Below are 17,026 nucleotides of genomic sequence, written 5' to 3' on the forward strand. Positions count from 1 at the left end.
GCTTTCCTCGCACCCTTTTCCTCCGGTACGGCGGCGCCTTGCCGCGGCAGGCGCCGAGACGTACGCGGCAATCCCCGGCATCGGTTGATCTTCCGCTGCCGTCACCTTCGTGCGCGCGTGTACTCGTGCCGCGGCTCCGCATGCCCGGAAACTCTTGTCCGCCTCCGGTCCATCGATCTACGATTTTACGAAATATCGGAATATCGTGGTTGGGGGATCCATGGAGGACCGCCTGACGGCGTTGGAACGGCGGATCGCCCGGCTGGAACGGCAGGCCGGGATGCCAGCCGCCGAACCCGCCAGCACACCCGGCGCACCGCCTGGCGCGTCGGCCCTGGAGCTCGCCCAGCACTTCCGCGAGCGGGCCACCGCGGACGGGAGCGCGGGCACGGTCGCCTACCAGGGGGCGGTCCACGTCAACGGCCTGGAGTACTCGTGGGCCGGGCAGCGCGAGGTCGGCGACCTCCTGGCCGCCGGATGGGCGCCCGCCGCCGCGGTGCTGGAGGCGATGGGCAGCCCCGCCCGGCTGGCGCTCCTCGGGAGGCTCGTCGGCGGCACGCGTACCTCCGCCGAGTTGCAGGAGACGCTCGGCGGGGACAGCTCGACCGGGCACCTGTACCACCACCTGCGCGAGCTGCAGCGCGCCGGGCTGGTCACCCAGCGGCGGCGGGGGGCCTACGAGCTGTATCCGCAGGCCGTCGTCCCCCTGCTGGCCATCCTGTCCGCCGCGCTCGACCTCCGGCCGGGCGATCACTCCCCCGGCAGCGGGCCGGGCACGAGCGGACAGGAGCTCCCATGACGCCGCGCAGGCCGGCGACGGCCACGACCAGAGCCGCCGCCCGGACCGCCTGGCGGACCGGCGACATCGACGCGGCCGCACGGCTCGCCACCGCGGCCGGGGACGAGCACCTGGCGCTCCTGACCGATCTCGTCCGCGGCCGGCTGGCAAAGGCGCTGAACCGCTACAGCCGCCTCCGCCGCCGTCCCCGCGCTCTGGACCTGCCGATCGCCGACGCCTGGCTGCACCTCGACCAGCCCGGCCAGGCGTGGGAGCACCTGCGCCGCAGGCGTCGCCGCGTCCCGCCGCATGTGGCCTTACGCCACGAACGCCCGATGACGGTGAAGGCGGCCGGCCCGGTCGAGCTGCCGTTCGCCGACCAGCCGCTGGCCCCCTACCTGCCGGCCGTACAGGCCACGCTCAACGGCCGCCGCACGCTCCTGCACCTCGACACCGGCGGCACGTTCCTGGTGATGGGCCCCGCACGGGCCGCCGCGGCGGGCGTCGAGTCGATCGCGAACGGGCGCCGCTTCCACGGCATCACCGCCGCGCCCGCCCGCGCCGGCCTCGCCGACGAGCTGAACCTGGGCGGGACGGTGCTCACCAACGTCCCCGTCGACATCCTGCCCACGCTCACCGGCCCGCAGGACCTCGTCATCATGGGCACCTGCCTGCTACGGCGCTTCCTGCCCACCATCGACACCCCGGAGTCCCGGCTCCTGCTGGCCCCCCGAGGATCGGTTGTCCCGGCCGGTGGCACGCGCATGCCGTTCCATCTGTGGGGCGATCACTTCATGTTCGCCGCAGGCGGCTACGGCGAACGCGACCTGACCTTCTTCGTCGACTCCGGTCTGGTCCACCTGCTGCAGGACGGCGACACGCTGCGCCAGGCCGCCGTCCTGGCGACCAGGAGCCAGTACCGCTCCTGGGGCCTGACGCCCGGCGAGCTGTCCGGCACCCACCACAACGCCACCCGCCCGCTACGGCTCGGCCCGCTGGAGCAGGACGGACACCTGCTGGCGATCGCGCCCGGCCGCCGGGCGCCCTGGTCGGAGCTGGGCGGGGTGAAGGTGAACGGTCTCCTCTCCCAGGCGTTCCTGTCCCGGTACGCCTGGACCCTCGACTTCGACCGCCACGAATACACCTTCACGTCCGGGCTCTCCCACGGCCCCTTGGAGAAGCCAGAACACCGCGACGGATCGTGAACGTCTCCGGCATGTGCTCAGGACGTGGCTGAACCGGCGGTCAGGGGGAGGCCGTTCAGGAGGCGTTCGCGCAGGACGTCGCCGCGGATGCCCGCCTCCGGCAGGTCGTCAGGGCCGGGGGCGCCGGTGATCAGGAGTTCGGGGGCGAGGAGGCGGCTCAGCGGGGTGCCGGAGGTGGGGTCGGCCAGGGCGCCGATGGGGGCCGTGGACAGGTCGAGGTAGGGGGGAACGACGGTTCTGCCGAAAAGGGTGCCGGCGACCAGGTCCGGGCAGAACTCGTTCCAGAAGATCGAGACCTTGGCCCGCAGGTTGCCGTGGATCATCACCAGGTTGCCGGTCATGTCGCCCACGAAGGTCTCGGCGGTCACGTCGCCGGTCACGATCAGCTTGGTGTCACCGGCCAGGTAGAGGTCCCTGGCCCGCAGGTCACCGAGGACGATGAGCGCGGCGTCGCCGTAGTCCACGTCGATCACGTTCCCGTCGACGACCAGGTCCCCGTCCACGACGTAGCCGGTGGCGGCCTCGGGGGTGTCGTCCCGCCACGGGGTCCGCTCGTGGTCGTCGAGGGGGAGCTCGCCGGTGACCGTGGCGGGGCCCGGCACCAGGATGTACTCCTCCTCGTAGAGGTTCTCGTACGTCTCCTTCGGCAGCCCGCGCCGCTCGAACAGGCTCACCGCGTCGTCCCAGCCGAGGTAACTTGATCGCATGCGCGCGACCTTATCCAAGGCGGTACGCGCCGGTCACCGACGGCCGCCCGGCCACGATCGGGCAATGACCCCGCCAACGATTACCTTCCACGGCCAGCCGTGTGCTTAACTCGAGTTGCCGCTGTGGTTTGTGTCCCCCGGGCCGCAAATTACCGCCTTCACGGAATACCGTTCGGCTGGAGCCGTGTTGTGCCTCTCGCCGAGGAGGCGACCGCCACAGCGGCCTAGACGACCTGCAAGGGCGCCCCACATCACGTGGGGCGCCCTTCGTCGTTCCGAGACGGCTGCCCGCGAGCCGGCCGACGACATCGGCGCCGAAACCCTCCCTGGCCAGCCGGCCGACCCGGAGGAGGCCTGGAGTCACTAGGCCCTACCTGCTGCTCGAGATCGGCGTCACCGATCAGCCCGGCGTGATGCCCTGATCGAGGGCAGGTGGTTGTCACCTGGACAGGGATGTCACGCTCGGTGGTGGATGTCTAGAGTTCGACACATGGCGGAAGACCCGCACATGACCCTGCAGACGATGCTGATCCTGCGCGTGCTGCTGTCCGATCCGGCCAGGCGGCGTTACGGGCTGGAGCTGTGTGAGCGCACGGGCCAGCACTCGGGGACCGTCTACCCGATCCTGGCCCGGCTGGAGCGCACCTTCGGCTGGCTCGAGCGCCACAAGGAGTCGCCCGCCGAGCACCTCGCCGAAGGGCGGCGCGCCCGGTACTACTACGTCCTGACCGAGGAGGGCGCGGTGCGCGCGCGGGCGGCCCTCGATCGGGCCGAGCGGTCGCGGGCGATCCTGAACCTCAGGACGGCGACGCCATGACCGGCCTCGTGGCCCCGCTGCTGGGCCGCCTGCCCGCCGGCTTCAGCGCCGCCGACCGGGACAGGATCCGGCGCGCGTACGAGCTGGCCGCCGTTCACCACGCGGGTCAGTTGCGCAAGAGCGGCGACCCCTACATCACCCACCCGATGGCCGTGGCGGAGATCGCCGCCGACGCGGGGATGGACTGCGACACCATCTGCGCGGCGCTGATGCACGACGTTCTCGAGGACACGGAGTGCGACGCCGCGCGCATCCGCGCGGAGTTCGGCGACGAGATCACCGCGCTGGTCCAGGGCATGACCGACCTCGACAGCCGGCACGACCGGGAGGCGATCGACGCCGCCGACGAGCGCGTGCTGGCGCTGAAGGTGCTCGACCGCCTGCACAACATGCGCACGATTCATCCCTTCGACCAGGCGAAGCGGCAGCTCAAGAGCCGGCAGACGCTGGAGGTCATCGCGCCGCTCGCCGAACGTCTCGGCCTGCGGGCCGTCGCGGAGGAGCTCGAGTCGATCGCCCGCCGCCATCTGCCGGGCAACCGGGTGCTCGCCGTGGGGTCGCTGCTCCTGCCGAGGGCGCACCGGGTGAGCTATCTGGACGAATGGCTCGGTGAGCTGGAGGGGGTGGCGGCCCGCCGTACCCGGACGCGCTTCGTGTTCGGGCTGATGTACGGCATGCCCGCGCTCGCGCTGACCCTGAGGCGCTCCCCCGGACGGCTGCCAGGCGTGCTGCGATGGATCCTGCGCTCGAACCTGCGCACGTGGGCTCCCCTCGGCCTGCTCGTAGGCTGGATGATCATGGAGACCGCGCGGAACAGCGTCGGCGACGCGGTGGCCATCCTGATCACCGTGCCGCCCGTCCTGCACGCCGGCGTCAGCCGCCTGCGCGCGAGGCTCGGCCTGTCCCGCCAGGCCGGCGGGGAGTGAGACCGGCGGCGTTCAGGAATATTTCACGGAATGATCAACGTTGCAGGGTGGCCGGACTCCACCGCAGATCAGGGACGATTCGATACCGCACATCGGGTGGGGCGCCTGCTTTATGGTGGGGTGCGCCGGAGCGAGATCGAATCAGGAGACCTGTTGCTGTACCAAGTGGTCAAGTTCGCCGCCACCCCCCTCGCGAACGTCATGTGCCGCCCGCACATCTCGGGTGGGTCGAACGTCCCCAGGACCGGCGGAGCCATCCTGGCCGCCAACCACCTGTCGATGATCGACTCGTTCCTGCTGCCCGCGCTGCTGCCACGCCACGTGACCTTCGCCGCCAAGAGCGAGTACTTCTCCGGCAACCCGGTCTCCCAGTGGTTCATGCGACTGGGCGGAAGCCTGCCGACCGACCGCGACAGCGCGCACGCGGCCCAGGCCATGCTCGACGCCGCCGCCGAGATCCTTGAGGACGGCGGACTGTTCGGCATCCACCCCGAGGGCACGCGCTCCCCCGACGGACGCCTGTACCGGGGCAAGATCGGGGTGGCGTGGCTGGCGCTCAAGACGGGCAAGCCGGTGCTGCCGGTGGCGCTGTCGGGGACGGAGAAGGTGATGCCGGTGGGCGCCAAGGTCCCGCGCCCGGCCAGGGTGGGGATCACGATCGGCGAGCCGATGCGGTTCGAGGGCGACTACAAGAACGCCCGCGACCGGCGCCGCGTCACGGACGACATCATGTCGGCCATCCAGCGCCTCTCCGGCCAAGACTACGTCCCCCAGTACGCCTCTTCTTTCAAAGCCGCCTCGTAGCGGTTCTCCGCGCGCGGTGCCGTCCCGTTGTGGCGGCTCGCCGTCACAAGCCTCGTCCGCGGTGCCGTCCCGTTGTGGTGACTCGCCGCCGCAAGCCCCATCCCGTACGGCAAGCCGCCCCACCCCCACCCGCCGCCGTGCGCGGGCGCAGATCGTGGGGATCGCTTCTCACGTCGGACGAACGCGCCACCGCAACGGCCCAAGTGAGCCAGCGCCCCGAGCCCCCGTGCCAGGTGGCGTCGGGTATGCGGAAAGCCGGGGACAGGGTTGTTCGTCCCCGGCCGGCCCCCGCCGTCTTCTATGTGTAGTTCTGGACCCTCACGTAAGCCGTGCAGTTGACCGCCGCGACCCGCACGTCGTAGTACCGCGACGGGTTCAGGCCGGTGATCTTGGTGGACCTGGCGATGGGGAAGGCCCACCTACCGCCGAAGAACCGTTCCTGGCCGGTCGTCCGGTCCGTGTACCAGAAGTTCAGGTAGCAGGACGCCACGTTGATCGCGTTGTAGCGGACGTAGAGCCAGCCCTCCGGGTTGTGCGGCTCGATGGCGCCGGACTGTGAGCCGGCCTGGTTGACGACGCAGTCGAGGATCACGTAGCTGGGGGCGCACCAGCGCCACCCCCAGGGGTCGGCGCTGGCCGGCGCCGGGTTCGCGGTTAACAGGGCCGCGGCGCTCGCGAGCGTCGTCGCGAGCACGGCCAGGGTCCTTTTGATGCGTGTGCGCATGTCTCTCCCCGTGATTCGAGCAGGTGTGGGCTACCGATCGAGGCCAGCGAAAGCGATCTCCGGGGCGAGCGGCAACGGGTCGCGAATTGTCCGCACAAGGCCGCACAAAAGGGTTCGGCACTCCGCCACTATTAGGGCGACGTCGCGCCGGTTCCGCGGAGGATGGCATGCCCGATGGCTTAGATCGGCCCGACCCCGACCGGGTCACCACGCGCGAGGATCTCGCTCGCGAGCTCACGCTCCTGCGCAACACGGCGCGCAGGACCATCAGGGAGATCGGCAAGGCCGTCGACATGCCCTACGGCACGCTGGGCGGGTGGTTCCGCGGGGCGAACGTGCCGCTGGCCTCGCAGGCCGACCAGTACGAGAAGGTCCTGCTCATCTGCGGGGTCACCGATCCCGAGCAGCGTGAGCGGTGGGTGCTGGCGCTGTTGCGGGCCCGGCGGGCTCCGGGGCGGCGACCGGCCGGGGAGGCGGCGCCGTACCGCGGACTGGAGTGTTTCCAGCCGGAGGACGCCGGCTGGTTCTTCGGGCGGCAGGAGCTGACCAGGAAGCTGGTCGACCAGGTGTCGCCGGGGCTGACGATGGTGGTCGGGCCGTCGGGATCGGGCAAGTCGTCGCTGCTGCGGGCCGGGCTGATCCCGGCGCTGCCGTCCTGGACGCTGCTGGAGCCCGGCGGGAGCCCGCGGCCGCCGGGCGGCGGCGGGGTGGTGATCGTCGACCAGTTCGAGGAGGTCTTCACCTCGGGGCTGAGCGACGGCGAGCGGCTGCGGTTCGTGGGCGAACTGGCGGAGCTGGCCGAGTCGGCGCCGGTCGTGGTCGGGATGCGGGCCGACTTCTATCCGCACGCGCTGCGGCATCCGGTGCTGGCCGGCGCGCTGCAGTCGCGTCAGCTCGTGGTGGGGCCGATGACCGAGAGCCAGTTGCGCCAGGCCATCGAGGGACCGGCCCGCCGCGCCCGCCTCGACCTCGATCCCGGGCTGGTCGAGTTGCTGCTGCGCGAGAGCGCCCCGCACGAGGCCGGCGCGCTCCCCCTGCTCTCGCACACGCTGCTGGCCACCTGGGAGAACTCCCGTGGCCGCAGGATGACCGTCGAGCACTACCGGGCCAGCGGCGGGCTGCGGGGCGCGGTGGCCGCCACGGCCGAGTCCGTCTACGGCGAGCTGACGCCCGCCCAGCAGGAGCTGGCCAGGCAGGTGTTCCTGCGGCTGACGCACATCGGCGCCGACACCGCCGACACCCGGCGCCGGGTCACGCGGGACGAACTGGCCGAGGAGGCGGGGCCGGTCCTGGATCATTTCGTGCGGCGCCGGCTGCTGACCGTGGACGCCGGCTCCGTGCAGATCAGCCACGAGACCCTGCTGTCGGCGTGGCCGAGGCTGCGCTCGTGGATCGACGCCGACCGGGCGGGACTGCGCGTGCTGCGCCGCCTCACCCAGGACGCCCAGTCCTGGGAGGCGGGCGAACGCGACCCCGGCGCCCTCTACCGAGGCGGGCGGCTGGAGGCGGCGCGCGAATGGGCCGGCGAGCCTGCGCACCGCGCCCAGCTCAACCCGCTGGAGCAACGCTTCCTCGACGTCAGCCTCCAGCAGCACCGGCGCAGGAACCGCCACCTCCACCAGCTGCTGGCCGCGCTGACCGTGCTGGCCGTGCTGGCGGGCGGGCTGGCGGCGTACTCCCAGTGGAAGCGGGTGGAGGCCGACCAGGCGCGGGACATGGCGATCTCGCGGACCATGACCATGACGGCGGCCCGGCTGCGCGGCACCGACCCCGTGCTCGCCGCCCAGCTCGCGGTCGCCGCCTACCGGCTCGCGCCGACCGTCGAGGCCCGCTCGGGGCTGGTCGAGGCGGCCGGCGCGCCCGCGGTCACCCGGCTGGTGCGCCCGAGCCGGGCGCTGCAGGCCGTCGCGACCTCGCCGTCGGGGCGGCTGCTGGCCGCGGCGGGCGCGGCCGTGACCGACAGCACCGTCCTGCTGTGGGATCTGTCCGACCCCCGCCATCCGGTACGGCTCGGCCCGCCGCTCACCGGGCACATGAGTTCGATCTACGCGGTGGCGTTCAGCCCGGACGGCAGGATCCTGGCCACCGGCGGCAAGGACCGCACCGTCCGCCTCTGGGACGTGGCAGACCCGGCACACGCCAGGCCGCTGGGCCCGCCGATCACCGGCCCGGCCGACACCGTCTACGCGCTCGACTTCAGCCCATCGGGTCAGACCCTGGCCATCGGCAGCCGCGACGGCACGATCCGCCTGTGGGACCTGCGCACCACCACCCTCGGCCCCGCCCTGACCAGCCCCAACAGCACAAAAGGCCCCGACAGCCCGGACAGCACGAAGAGCCCAGGCGACGCGAAAGGCCCGGACGGCAAGACAGGCACGAGCGGCTCGAAGGATCCGGCCAGCGCGCCCCCGGCAGTGCGGGCGCTGGCGTTCCGGCCCGACGGGCGGGTGCTGGCGGCGGGCAGCGGCACCGACACCGAGGGCTCCCTGCGGCTCTGGGACACCGGCGACCCGGCCAGGACACGGCCCGCGGGCCCGCCGCTGCCGTTGCCGAGCCGGGTGAACGCCCTCGCCTACCACGGCGACCTGGTCGCGGTCGGCAGCAACGACGGCTCGGTGCGGTTGTGGGACACCGCCCGCCCCGACCGGCCCGAGCCGTTCGGGCGGCCGCTCGTGGCGGAGGTGAGCGTGTGGGTGAACGTGGTCTCCTTCAGCTCGGACGGACGTCTGCTGGGCGTGGGCAGCGCCGACAACAGCGCGCGGGTGTGGGAGGTGGCCAGCGGGCGCGTGGTCGGGCTGCTGCCGCACCCCGAGCCCGTGACGGCCGTGCAGTTCAGGAACGGCGACCGCCTCGTCGTCACCGGCGGCGCCGACGGCGTGGCCCGCGTCTGGGACCTGCCTGGACCGGTGATCAAGGCGAGCGAGCACCCGATCGACAACGTGGCCTTCCGCGGCGGCTCCGCCATGCTGGCCGCCGCCGCGGGTGACATCAGGCTGTGGGACGTGACCGGCCGGCGTCCCACTCCGGTGAGCCCGCCGCTGACCGCGCCGCCGCCGTACGACCGGATGGGCAGCACCGTGGCGATCAGCCCGGACGGCCGCACGCTGGCCGGGGGCACGCGGCTGGGCAACGCCGTCCTGCTGTGGGACATCACCGACCCGCGGCGGCCGGTGCGCCGCGCCACGCTGCTGGGGCCGTCGGCGCTGGTGCAGGGCGTGGCGTTCAGTCCCGACGGCGGGCTGCTGGCGGCGGGCAGCGACGACGGCACGGTGCGGCTGTGGGACGCGCGCACCTGGCGGGCGCTCGCCACGCTGAACCCGGGCTCCGGGCAGGTCTTCGCGGTCGCCTTCAGCCCGGACGGGCGGCGGCTGGCGGCGGCGACCCAGGGCGGGGTGGTGGCGCTGTGGGACGCGCGGGCGCCGGGACGGGCCACGACGCTGCTGACCGCGCTGGGCGACGACGTGCGTTCGGTCGCCTTCAGCCACGGCGGGAAGTTGCTGGCCGCCGGGAACGCCTCGGGGACCATCCGGCTGTGGCGGCTGGGCGAGGGGGCCGCGCCGGTGCTGGCGGGCGCGCCACTGACCGGCCCGGACGGTCGGGTCTTCGCCGTGGCCTTCGACCCGCGCGACGGCATGCTGGCCGCCGGTACCGGCGCGGGACACCTGTGGCTCTGGGACATCGCCGACCCCGCCGCGCCGAGGCTCCAGGTGGCGGTCAACAGTCCGGGCGAGAGCTACACGGAGCTGGCCTTCAGCGCGGACGGCGGCACGCTGGCCAGCGCGGGCGGCGACGTGCGGCTGTGGGAGGTGGAACCGGAACGGATCGCGGCCAGGCTCTGCGGGGAGTCCGGCGAGCCGATCACCGAGCCGGAGTGGCGCAAACACGTGAGCGGCGTGGCCTTCCAGCCGCCCTGCTCGCCACGAGGCTGACCACCACTCAGCCCTCGCCCTTGCGGGGCGCGCCTGGCTGATCGCCGTTCAGCCCCCCTCCTGCGGGGGCGGGGCTAAGTGGGGGTCAGGTTCTGGTCCAGGCGGGCTGGGCGACGTCGAAGACGCGCAGCTCGCGGCCGCGCAGGCACACCTCGGCGAACTGCCACAGGATCGCGCCCGTCGGCGCGTGCACCACGATCTCGGGTCCCAGCGGCATCTGCAGCAGGGGCCCGCGCCAGCGCGGCACGCCCGGGGCCAGCAGGCGTTCCAGCGGGACCTCGTGCACGGAGGCGACCTCACGGGGGTCGGGCACGGCCCGCTGACGGCCCCCGAAGGCCACCACCGGGGTGATCACGAACCCGGAGTCGGTGACGAAGTCGTCCAGCAGCCCGGCCACCCGCACCCCGCTGATCCCGGTCTCCTCGGCCAGCTCGCGCAGCGCCCCCTCCACGGGCCCCTCGCCGTCGTCGAGCCGCCCGCCCGGCAGCGCCCACTGTCCCGCGTTGCGCCCGCGCGGCGCGCGCCTGATCAGGATCAGGTACGGCTCGCGCCCCTCCAGCACGCACACCGTCACCGCCGCCCCACGCAACCCCTCGACCCCCGCCGCCCGGCCCCGCCCCTCGGCCCCCGGCTCTGCCCGGCCCAGCCCCTCGGCCACCGGCTCTGCCAACCGCAACCCCTCGGCCCGTGGCACCGCGCGGCGCTCGAAGCCCTCCAGGTTGGCCCGTACCTTCGCCTCTAACGCCTCGAACACCTGCTCAGGATCTCATCTCCGAGGCGGCGGGCCGTACCTCGAAGGCGTGGGAGAGGCGGTGGAAGGAGCGGTCGGCGGCGGCCACCGCCTCGGGGTGGACCTCGGCGGCGGTGCGGCCGCGAGCCAGCTCCAGCCACGTACGGCGGGCCAGCACCCGCTGCGCGGCCAGCGCCTGGGCGGCCAGCAGCGCGGCCGACAGCTCGTCGAAGGGCCCGGTCAGGGCGGCGGCGAGGGCGGCCTCGTCGGCGGCCGTGTACACGGCGACGCGGGCGGCCAGGCTGGGCGTGTCGAAGACCATGCGGTGGAAGGCGAGCACCTCGGGGTGGTCGTTGAGGCCGGTGACCGGGTCGCGGCGGGCCAGTCCGTCCACGAAGTGGGCGTGCAGGGCGGCCACGGGGTCGCCGCCGGCGGCGCGCACGACCCGGGCGGCCTCGCCCTGGTGGTCGGCGATGCGGTGGACGACGAGGTCCTCCTTGGTGGCGAAGTACTTGAAGAGCGTGGGCTTGGAGACGCCGGCGGCGGCGGCCACCTCGGCCACGGACACCTCGTCGAAGCCGCGCTCCAGGAACAGCGTGATGGCCGCCGCCGAGATCGCCTCGTGTACCTGCTGCCGCTTGCGCTGGCGTAGTCCCGTCATGCCCCTATGTTAACCTGGTTAATAACTTAACCGAGTTAAGGGAGTTGGATGAGCGCGCTGGACCAGGAGCGTGACTACGTCGAGGCGTGCCGCGCGGGGCTGCGGCGCATGCTGGCGGGGGCACGGGAGAACGTCATCATCGGCGAGAGCGTCGCCGGCGACCGCTACAGCGCCGAGCGCCTGGGCCGCTACCTCAAGAGCCTGGCCAAGGAGCTCGGCGAGGAGCCGGACGGGCCGCCGTTCTTCGGCCGGCTGGCGTTCGGCCAGGGCGAGCACGCCGGGCGCTCCTACTACATCGGCCGCCGCCACATCCCCGGCGAGCACGGCGGCGTGCCGCTGGTCATCGACTGGCGGGCGCCGGTCTCGCGCGCCTTCTACCGGGCCGGCGCCCGCGACCTCCAGGGCGTGGCCACCCGGCGCCGCTACGGGTGGTCGGGGCTGCGCCTGACCGGGTTCGAGGACGAGGACCTGGGCCGGGGCGAGCAGGGCGGCGGCACGATCCTGGCCGCCGAGATCGAACGGCCGCGCGTGGGACCCATGCGCGACATCGTGGCCACCATCCAGCCCGAACAGGACGACCTGGTACGGGTCGGGGTGGGCGAGTCGGTGTGCGTGCAGGGCGCGCCGGGCACCGGGAAGACGGCGGTGGGGCTGCATCGGGCGGCGTACCTGCTGTATGCGCACCGGGCACGGCTGGAACGCTCCGGCGTGCTGGTGCTCGGGCCCAACCGGGCCTTCATCGGCTACATCTCCGCGGTGCTGCCCGCGCTGGGCGAGGTGGAGGTGGAGCAGACGACGCTGGAGGAGCTGCTCGGCGGCGCCGAGGCACGGGCCGCCGACCCGCCGCACGCGGCGGCGGTCAAGCACGACGCGCGGATGGCCCGGGTGCTGCGCCGGGCGCTTTACGACCGGATCGCCCGGCCGGTCGAGCCGGTGGTGGTGACCGACGGGGCGGCGCGGTGGCGGGTGCCCGAGGAGGAGTTGCGGCGGATCGTGGACGACACGCGGCGCGAGCGCCTGCCGTACCTGACGGGGCGCGAGCGCGTGCGCTCGCGGATCATGGCGCGCGTGATCCGCCAGGCCGAGCTGCGCGGGCACCTCGTCACCGCGGCCTGGACGAGGAAGGCGGGCCGGCAGGTCACGCCGTTCCTGGACGCGGTCTGGCCGGCGCCCAAGCCCGAGCAGGTGCTGGCCGAGCTGCTCACCGACCCCGCGCCGGCCGCCGCGGGCGTGCTGGAGGAGCACGAGATCGCGGCGATCACCTGGGCGCGCCCGCCGCGTTCGTACAAGAGCGCCCGCTGGACGGCCGCCGACGCGGTGCTGCTGGACGAGCTGGCCGGGCTCATGGAGCGGCCGGCCGGATACGGGCACGTGATCGTCGACGAGGCGCAGGATCTTTCGCCCATGCAGTGCCGCGCCATCGCCCGGCGCAGCGAGCACGGCTCGCTGACCGTCCTGGGCGACCTGGCCCAGGCCACGACGCCGTGGGCGGCGCGCGGGTGGGCCGACCAGCTCGCCGCACTGGGCAAGCCGGAGGCGCGCACGGTCGAGCTGACGACCGGCTTCCGCGTGCCCGCGGCGGTGGTGGAGCTGGCCAACCGGCTGCTGGCCGCGCTGGAGGCGGGGGTGCCCGCGACGCGTTCCCTCCGCCGCGACGGCGCGCTCAGCGTGCGGGAGGCGCCCGACCTGCCGGCGGCGGTCGTGGCGGCGGTGCGGCGGGCGCTGGAGCTGGAGGGCTCGGTCGGCGTGATCGCCGCCGACCCGGCCGTGGACGGGCTGCGCGCGGCGCTGTGGAACGCCGGCCTGGACGCCACGCTCGTCGAGCCCGGCTCGGGCGGCGCCGCCGCGTGCCGGGTCAGCCTGGTGCCCGCCTCGGCGGCCAAGGGGCTGGAGTACGACCACGTGATCGTCGCCGAGCCCGCCGAGATCGCCGAGGCCGAGGCGCGCGGGCTCAACCGCCTGTACGTGGCGCTGACCCGGGCCGTGTCCCGGCTGGACGTGCTGCACGCCCGCCCGCTGCCAGACCCTTTGATCACCACGTACTCGACAGGACATGCGCGTTCGGTGTGAGATGAGTCCTGACAGGCACGACTTTCGGGGGTCCACACCTAGGAGCAGTCCTATGACCACACCGCAGAACCCGCCCCAGGGCGACGACCCGAACGCCCGGGAGCCGCAGTGGTCGCCCCCGCCCCAGCAACCGGGGCCGGCTCCGCCCTACGAGCAGCCCTACGGCCAGGCCCCCTACGGCGGCCAGCCGCCCAAGAGCGGCTCGGGCACCCAGGTGCTGTCCATCATCGCGTTCGTGATGGCGGCGGTCGCGCTGCTGTTCATCCCGATCCTGTTCGGGCTGATCGGGATCGTGCTCGGCATCGTCGGCCACACCCGGGGCGAGTCGCTCGGCAAGTGGGCCGCGGTCACCTCAGGCGTCACCATGATCCTCGGCATGCTCATCGGCCTCCTGGTGGTCCGGAGCATGGCGGGTTGACCTTGACGTAGCGTCAGGGTTTTTCATGGAGGTATGCGGATAGGAGAACTCGCCGCCCTGGCCGGCGTCTCGACCAGGGCGGTGCGCCACTACCACCAGCTCGGCCTGCTGCCGGAGCCGGAACGGCGGGCCAACGGCTACCGCCAGTACACGCTACGCGACGCCGTCGTCCTGTCGCGCATCCGGCGGCTGTCGGAGCTGGGGCTGTCGCTGGAGGAGATCCGCGACGTACTGGCCGACCAGCACGGCCGCGAGCTGCGTGAGGTGCTGACCGAGCTCGACGCCGACCTGGCCAGGCAGGAGTCCGAGATCAAGGAGCGGCGGGCGCGCCTGGCCACGCTGCTGGAGCAGGAGAGCCTGCACCCCGACGACGCGCTCTCGCCCGAGATGGCGCGCGTCCTCGGGCGGCTGCCCCAGGCCGGCGGCGGTATGGCCGCCCGCGACCGCGAGCTTCTGGCGCTGCTGGACACCTCGATGCCCGCGGATCGGCGGGCCGGCTTCGTCGACCCCGTCCTGGCCCTGCCGGAGGCCGACCCCGAGTTCCACGCCCGGGCCGCCGCCGTCTACGCCGAGCTCGACGCGTTCGCCGACATCGTTCCCGACGAGGACGACCCCCGGGTGGAGGAACTGGCCTGGCGGCTCATCGAGCTGACGCCGCGCGAGCTCATGCCCGCCGACGGCCTGCCGATCCCCGGCGAGGAGGATCCGTTCGTGCGGGCCTTCGTCGCCGACCTGACGCCCGGTCAGGCGGTCGTCATCCGCCGCGTCATGCACCTGCTGAGCAAGCCGTGAGGGTGGCGCGCCGCATGCTGGCGCACGAACTGCGCGCTCTGGCCAGCCTCGGCTACTGGGTGCTGGGCCGCCGGCACGGCGTCGGACCGGGCCAGGTGGCGATCTCTTACCACGCGGGCGGGGGGATCACGATGTGGCTGTTCCTGTTCGGGATCGTGATCGAGGGCGTGGCGCTGGAGTTGTGGCTGGACTGGCCGATCCTGACCGTCATGCACGTCTACCTCGTGCTCGCCTGCCTCGGCATGATCGCCGCCGCCCGCGCGCGTCCGCACGTGGTGGACGAGCACGAGGTACGGCTGCGCCAAGGAGCCGCCTTCGACCTGCGCATCCCCCGCGAGCTGATCGTCTCGGCGCGGGCCGGCAGCCGGATCCACGACTCCGGGTTCGTCGTCCTGGAGGACGGGCGCCTGGACCTGGTCGTCGACTCGCGCACCAACGTCGTGCTGGAGCTGGCGGAGCCGGTGACGGTCGTGCGGCCGCTGGGCCGTACCGGGGAGGCTGGTGTGATCAGATTGTTCGCCGACGATCCGCGAGAATTCCTCCGGACGCTGTCGATTTCCGCGCCGCCCGCGCGTCATGGCAGTGACTGAAGGGAGACAGACCCATGAAGTACATGCTGCTCGTCATGGGCGACGAGAGGCCGTGGTCGCAGGCTGGACCCGAGGAGCGTGCCGCCGTCTACGCCCGGTGGGGCGCCTACACCGCGATGCTCAACGAGCGCGGGGCGAACCTGGCCGGGCACGAGCTGGCCCACTCCTCCACCGCCACCACGGTCAGGAAGAACGGCGACCAGGTCCTCATCACCGACGGGCCCTATGCCGAGACCGTGGAGCAGATCTCCGGCTACCAGATCGTGGCGGCCAGGGACCTGGACGAGGCGATCGAGCTGGCCGCGGCCATGCCCTCCGACGTGGAGATCAGGAGGTGCGCGTCATGAAGTACGCCCTGCTGCTGTACGGCAACGCCGCCGAGTGGGCCAGCGCCACCCCGGAGCAGATCCAGGAGGGCATCGCCCGCCACGGCGCGTTCATCGAGATGCTCAAGAACCGCGGCTCCTTCCTGGAGGGCGAGGAGCTGGGCGCGCCGGGCGAGGCCGTATGCCTGCGCAGGGGCGAGGCGGAGACGCTGCGCACCGACGGGCCGTTCGTGGAGACCGTCGAGCACCTGGGCGGCTACTACCTCATCGAGGCCAAGGACCTGGACGAGGCGATCGAGCTGGCGACCGCCTGCCCGGAGCGGATCGTGGAGGTGCGGCCGGTGGTGGAGTACTCGGGATGACCGCCGTCGAGCAGGCGTACCGCGAGCACTGGGCGCGCCTGCTCGCCATCCTCACCGCCGAGCTGCGCGACCTCGACCTGGCCGAGGAGTCGCTGCAGGACGCCTTCGCCGCCGCGGTCGCGTCCTGGCCGCCGGTGCCGGACAACCCGCCGGCGTGGCTGCTGACCTCGGCCCGGCGGCGGGCGGTCTCGCGGCTGCGCCGGATGGCGGTGGCGGCTCGCAAGCTGCCGCTGCTGGTCGTGGACGAGCCGCAGGCGGGCGACGACCTGCTCAGCCTGATCTTCACCTGCTGCCACCCGGCGCTGTCGATGGAGGCGCGGGTGGCGCTGACGCTGCGCTGCGTGGGCGGGCTGAGCACGCGGCAGATCGCCCGGTTGTTCCTGGTCGGCGAGGCGACGATGGCGGCCAGGATCACGCGTGCCAAGAAGAAGATCAGTCAGGCGGGCATCCCGTACCGCGTGCCGTCCGGCCCCGAGCTGGCCGCGCGCCGCGACGGGGTGCTGGCCGTGCTCTACCTGATCTTCACCGAGGGGTACGCGGCGGCGGAGGGCGAGGACCTGATCCGCACCGAACCGGCGGAGCAGGCGATCGCCCTGGCCAGGATGCTGGCCGAGCTGATGCCGGACGACAGCGAGGTCGGCGCGCTGCCGGCGCTGATGATGCTGCACCACGCGCGCCGCGATGCCCGGCTGGACGAGCGGGGGCGCATCGTGACGCTGGCCGAGCAGGACCGCGGGCGCTGGTACCGCGAGGAGATCGCCGAGGCCCTGAGCCTGCTCCGGCCGGGGCCGCCCGGCCCGTACCAGGTGCAGGCGGCGATCGCGGCCGAGCACGCCTGCGCCGCCGATCCGCGCGACACCGACTGGACGGCGATCGCCCAGCTCTACGAGCTGCTGGAGGCGCTGACCGGATCGGCGGTGGTCCGCCTGAACCGGGCGGTCGCGGTGGCCGAGGCCCAGGGGCCCGCGGACGGGCTGGAGCTGCTGGCGGGCCTGGAGGAGCACCTGCCGCGCCATCACCTGCTCCCGGCGACCCGCGCGGAGCTGCTGCGCCGGCTGGGCCGGCTGGAGGAGGCGGTGGAGGAGTACGGCAAGGCGCTGGCGCTGGTGGGGACGGCGCCGGAGCGCGAGTTCCTGCAGTCCCGGCGCGCGGCCCTGCGTTCTTGACATGCAACCGCCCGGCTGCCT

17 protein-coding genes are annotated in these 17,026 nt (G+C 73.2%); 13 read left to right on the forward strand and 4 right to left on the reverse strand.

Annotated elements, in window-relative coordinates; genetic code table 11:
- Positions 1 to 220 precede the first annotated feature (220 nt).
- Together ACIBEJ_RS36815 and ACIBEJ_RS36820 are read left to right on the forward strand one after the other, a co-directional pair.
- Positions 221 to 799: an ArsR/SmtB family transcription factor gene (locus tag ACIBEJ_RS36815; RefSeq protein WP_397187552.1), complete on the forward strand. Its 579-nt coding sequence runs from the start codon at positions 221 to 223 to the stop codon at positions 797 to 799.
- Positions 796 to 1,983 (forward strand): aspartyl protease family protein, encoded by a 1,188-nt coding sequence (locus tag ACIBEJ_RS36820; protein WP_397187553.1) that lies wholly within the window; start codon positions 796 to 798, stop codon positions 1,981 to 1,983. Before ACIBEJ_RS36815 ends, ACIBEJ_RS36820 begins: the two co-directional genes overlap by 4 nt.
- Before the next feature lie 17 nt (positions 1,984 to 2,000).
- Here ACIBEJ_RS36820 and ACIBEJ_RS36825 read toward each other — a convergent pair whose 3' ends face one another.
- On the reverse strand, positions 2,001 to 2,690 hold the full coding sequence (locus ACIBEJ_RS36825) for a hypothetical protein (protein WP_397187554.1): 690 nt from the start codon (positions 2,688 to 2,690) through the stop codon (positions 2,001 to 2,003).
- Positions 2,691 to 3,180: 490 nt separating this feature from the next.
- Between ACIBEJ_RS36825 and ACIBEJ_RS36830 the strand changes: the two genes are divergently transcribed.
- The 3 genes from ACIBEJ_RS36830 to ACIBEJ_RS36840 all read left to right on the forward strand — a co-directional run bounded on the left by ACIBEJ_RS36830 (position 3,181) and on the right by ACIBEJ_RS36840 (position 5,237).
- On the forward strand, positions 3,181 to 3,507 hold the full coding sequence (locus tag ACIBEJ_RS36830) for a PadR family transcriptional regulator (RefSeq protein WP_397187555.1): 327 nt from the start codon (positions 3,181 to 3,183) through the stop codon (positions 3,505 to 3,507).
- Complete coding sequence (locus tag ACIBEJ_RS36835; protein ID WP_397187556.1) at positions 3,504 to 4,433, forward strand: HD domain-containing protein; 930 nt, start codon at positions 3,504 to 3,506, stop codon at positions 4,431 to 4,433. Before ACIBEJ_RS36830 ends, ACIBEJ_RS36835 begins: the two co-directional genes overlap by 4 nt.
- Before the next feature lie 153 nt (positions 4,434 to 4,586).
- Positions 4,587 to 5,237, forward strand: coding sequence for a lysophospholipid acyltransferase family protein (locus ACIBEJ_RS36840; protein WP_397187557.1), 651 nt, complete (start codon positions 4,587 to 4,589; stop codon positions 5,235 to 5,237).
- A gap of 298 nt (positions 5,238 to 5,535) precedes the next feature.
- On the opposite strand, the gene ACIBEJ_RS36845 is transcribed toward ACIBEJ_RS36840, so the two are convergent.
- The gene (locus tag ACIBEJ_RS36845) at positions 5,536 to 5,961 is read right to left on the reverse strand and encodes a hypothetical protein (RefSeq protein WP_397187558.1); all 426 of its coding nucleotides are present in this window, start codon (positions 5,959 to 5,961) and stop codon (positions 5,536 to 5,538) included.
- A gap of 167 nt (positions 5,962 to 6,128) precedes the next feature.
- On the opposite strand from ACIBEJ_RS36845, the gene ACIBEJ_RS36850 reads away from it, so the two are divergent.
- Positions 6,129 to 9,890 carry a hypothetical protein gene (locus ACIBEJ_RS36850; protein WP_397187559.1) on the forward strand — a complete coding sequence of 1,254 codons (3,762 nt, stop codon included), beginning with the start codon at positions 6,129 to 6,131 and terminating at the stop codon, positions 9,888 to 9,890.
- 85 nt (positions 9,891 to 9,975) lie between these two features.
- On the opposite strand, the gene ACIBEJ_RS36855 is transcribed toward ACIBEJ_RS36850, so the two are convergent.
- Entirely contained in the window at positions 9,976 to 10,644 is a 669-nt protein-coding gene (locus ACIBEJ_RS36855; RefSeq protein ID WP_397187560.1) for an NUDIX hydrolase, read from the reverse strand.
- A 4-nt stretch (positions 10,645 to 10,648) separates the two neighbouring features.
- Positions 10,649 to 11,281, reverse strand: a complete 633-nt coding sequence (locus tag ACIBEJ_RS36860) for a TetR family transcriptional regulator (RefSeq protein ID WP_397187561.1) — start codon at positions 11,279 to 11,281, stop codon at positions 10,649 to 10,651.
- Between the two features lie 48 nt (positions 11,282 to 11,329).
- Between ACIBEJ_RS36860 and ACIBEJ_RS36865 the strand changes: the two genes are divergently transcribed.
- From ACIBEJ_RS36865 to ACIBEJ_RS36895, 7 genes are read left to right on the forward strand one after another with little or no spacing between them, the layout of a single operon-like run.
- The gene (locus tag ACIBEJ_RS36865) at positions 11,330 to 13,351 is read left to right on the forward strand and encodes a HelD family protein (RefSeq protein ID WP_397187562.1); all 2,022 of its coding nucleotides are present in this window, start codon (positions 11,330 to 11,332) and stop codon (positions 13,349 to 13,351) included.
- A 52-nt stretch (positions 13,352 to 13,403) separates the two neighbouring features.
- The gene (locus ACIBEJ_RS36870) at positions 13,404 to 13,769 is read left to right on the forward strand and encodes a hypothetical protein (protein ID WP_397187563.1); all 366 of its coding nucleotides are present in this window, start codon (positions 13,404 to 13,406) and stop codon (positions 13,767 to 13,769) included.
- Between the two features lie 33 nt (positions 13,770 to 13,802).
- Positions 13,803 to 14,561, forward strand: coding sequence for a MerR family transcriptional regulator (locus tag ACIBEJ_RS36875; protein ID WP_397187564.1), 759 nt, complete (start codon positions 13,803 to 13,805; stop codon positions 14,559 to 14,561).
- A gap of 14 nt (positions 14,562 to 14,575) precedes the next feature.
- Positions 14,576 to 15,151, forward strand: a complete 576-nt coding sequence (locus tag ACIBEJ_RS36880) for a hypothetical protein (protein WP_397187565.1) — start codon at positions 14,576 to 14,578, stop codon at positions 15,149 to 15,151.
- A 14-nt stretch (positions 15,152 to 15,165) separates the two neighbouring features.
- The gene (locus tag ACIBEJ_RS36885; RefSeq protein WP_397187566.1) at positions 15,166 to 15,498 is read left to right on the forward strand and encodes a YciI family protein; all 333 of its coding nucleotides are present in this window, start codon (positions 15,166 to 15,168) and stop codon (positions 15,496 to 15,498) included.
- Positions 15,495 to 15,839: a YciI family protein gene (locus ACIBEJ_RS36890; RefSeq protein WP_397187567.1), complete on the forward strand. Its 345-nt coding sequence runs from the start codon at positions 15,495 to 15,497 to the stop codon at positions 15,837 to 15,839. Before ACIBEJ_RS36885 ends, ACIBEJ_RS36890 begins: the two co-directional genes overlap by 4 nt.
- A complete protein-coding gene (locus ACIBEJ_RS36895; RefSeq protein WP_397187568.1) occupies positions 15,836 to 17,005 on the forward strand; it encodes an RNA polymerase sigma factor in 1,170 nt (389 codons plus the stop codon). The genes ACIBEJ_RS36890 and ACIBEJ_RS36895 overlap by 4 nt, the downstream gene beginning before the upstream one ends.
- Positions 17,006 to 17,026: the final 21 nt, after the last annotated feature.

Origin of the sequence: Nonomuraea sp. NPDC050790, assembly GCF_044456745.1 — a bacterium.
Taxonomy (GTDB): Bacteria; Actinomycetota; Actinomycetes; order Streptosporangiales; family Streptosporangiaceae; genus Nonomuraea.

Excerpts from the sequence above, each read along its gene's own strand:
- ACIBEJ_RS36815 (WP_397187552.1), top strand. The coding sequence starts at position 221 with ATGGAGGACCGCCTGACGGCGTTGGAACGGCGGATCGCCCGGCTGGAA.
- ACIBEJ_RS36820 (WP_397187553.1), top strand. The coding sequence starts at position 796 with ATGACGCCGCGCAGGCCGGCGACGGCCACGACCAGAGCCGCCGCCCGG.
- ACIBEJ_RS36825 (WP_397187554.1), bottom strand. The coding sequence starts at position 2,690 with ATGCGATCAAGTTACCTCGGCTGGGACGACGCGGTGAGCCTGTTCGAG.
- ACIBEJ_RS36830 (WP_397187555.1), top strand. The coding sequence starts at position 3,181 with ATGGCGGAAGACCCGCACATGACCCTGCAGACGATGCTGATCCTGCGC.
- ACIBEJ_RS36835 (WP_397187556.1), top strand. The coding sequence starts at position 3,504 with ATGACCGGCCTCGTGGCCCCGCTGCTGGGCCGCCTGCCCGCCGGCTTC.
- ACIBEJ_RS36845 (WP_397187558.1), bottom strand. The coding sequence starts at position 5,961 with ATGCGCACACGCATCAAAAGGACCCTGGCCGTGCTCGCGACGACGCTC.
- ACIBEJ_RS36850 (WP_397187559.1), top strand. The coding sequence starts at position 6,129 with ATGCCCGATGGCTTAGATCGGCCCGACCCCGACCGGGTCACCACGCGC.
- ACIBEJ_RS36860 (WP_397187561.1), bottom strand. The coding sequence starts at position 11,281 with ATGACGGGACTACGCCAGCGCAAGCGGCAGCAGGTACACGAGGCGATC.
- ACIBEJ_RS36865 (WP_397187562.1), top strand. The coding sequence starts at position 11,330 with ATGAGCGCGCTGGACCAGGAGCGTGACTACGTCGAGGCGTGCCGCGCG.
- ACIBEJ_RS36870 (WP_397187563.1), top strand. The coding sequence starts at position 13,404 with ATGACCACACCGCAGAACCCGCCCCAGGGCGACGACCCGAACGCCCGG.
- ACIBEJ_RS36875 (WP_397187564.1), top strand. The coding sequence starts at position 13,803 with ATGCGGATAGGAGAACTCGCCGCCCTGGCCGGCGTCTCGACCAGGGCG.
- ACIBEJ_RS36880 (WP_397187565.1), top strand. The coding sequence starts at position 14,576 with ATGCTGGCGCACGAACTGCGCGCTCTGGCCAGCCTCGGCTACTGGGTG.
- ACIBEJ_RS36885 (WP_397187566.1), top strand. The coding sequence starts at position 15,166 with ATGAAGTACATGCTGCTCGTCATGGGCGACGAGAGGCCGTGGTCGCAG.
- ACIBEJ_RS36890 (WP_397187567.1), top strand. The coding sequence starts at position 15,495 with ATGAAGTACGCCCTGCTGCTGTACGGCAACGCCGCCGAGTGGGCCAGC.
- ACIBEJ_RS36895 (WP_397187568.1), top strand. The coding sequence starts at position 15,836 with ATGACCGCCGTCGAGCAGGCGTACCGCGAGCACTGGGCGCGCCTGCTC.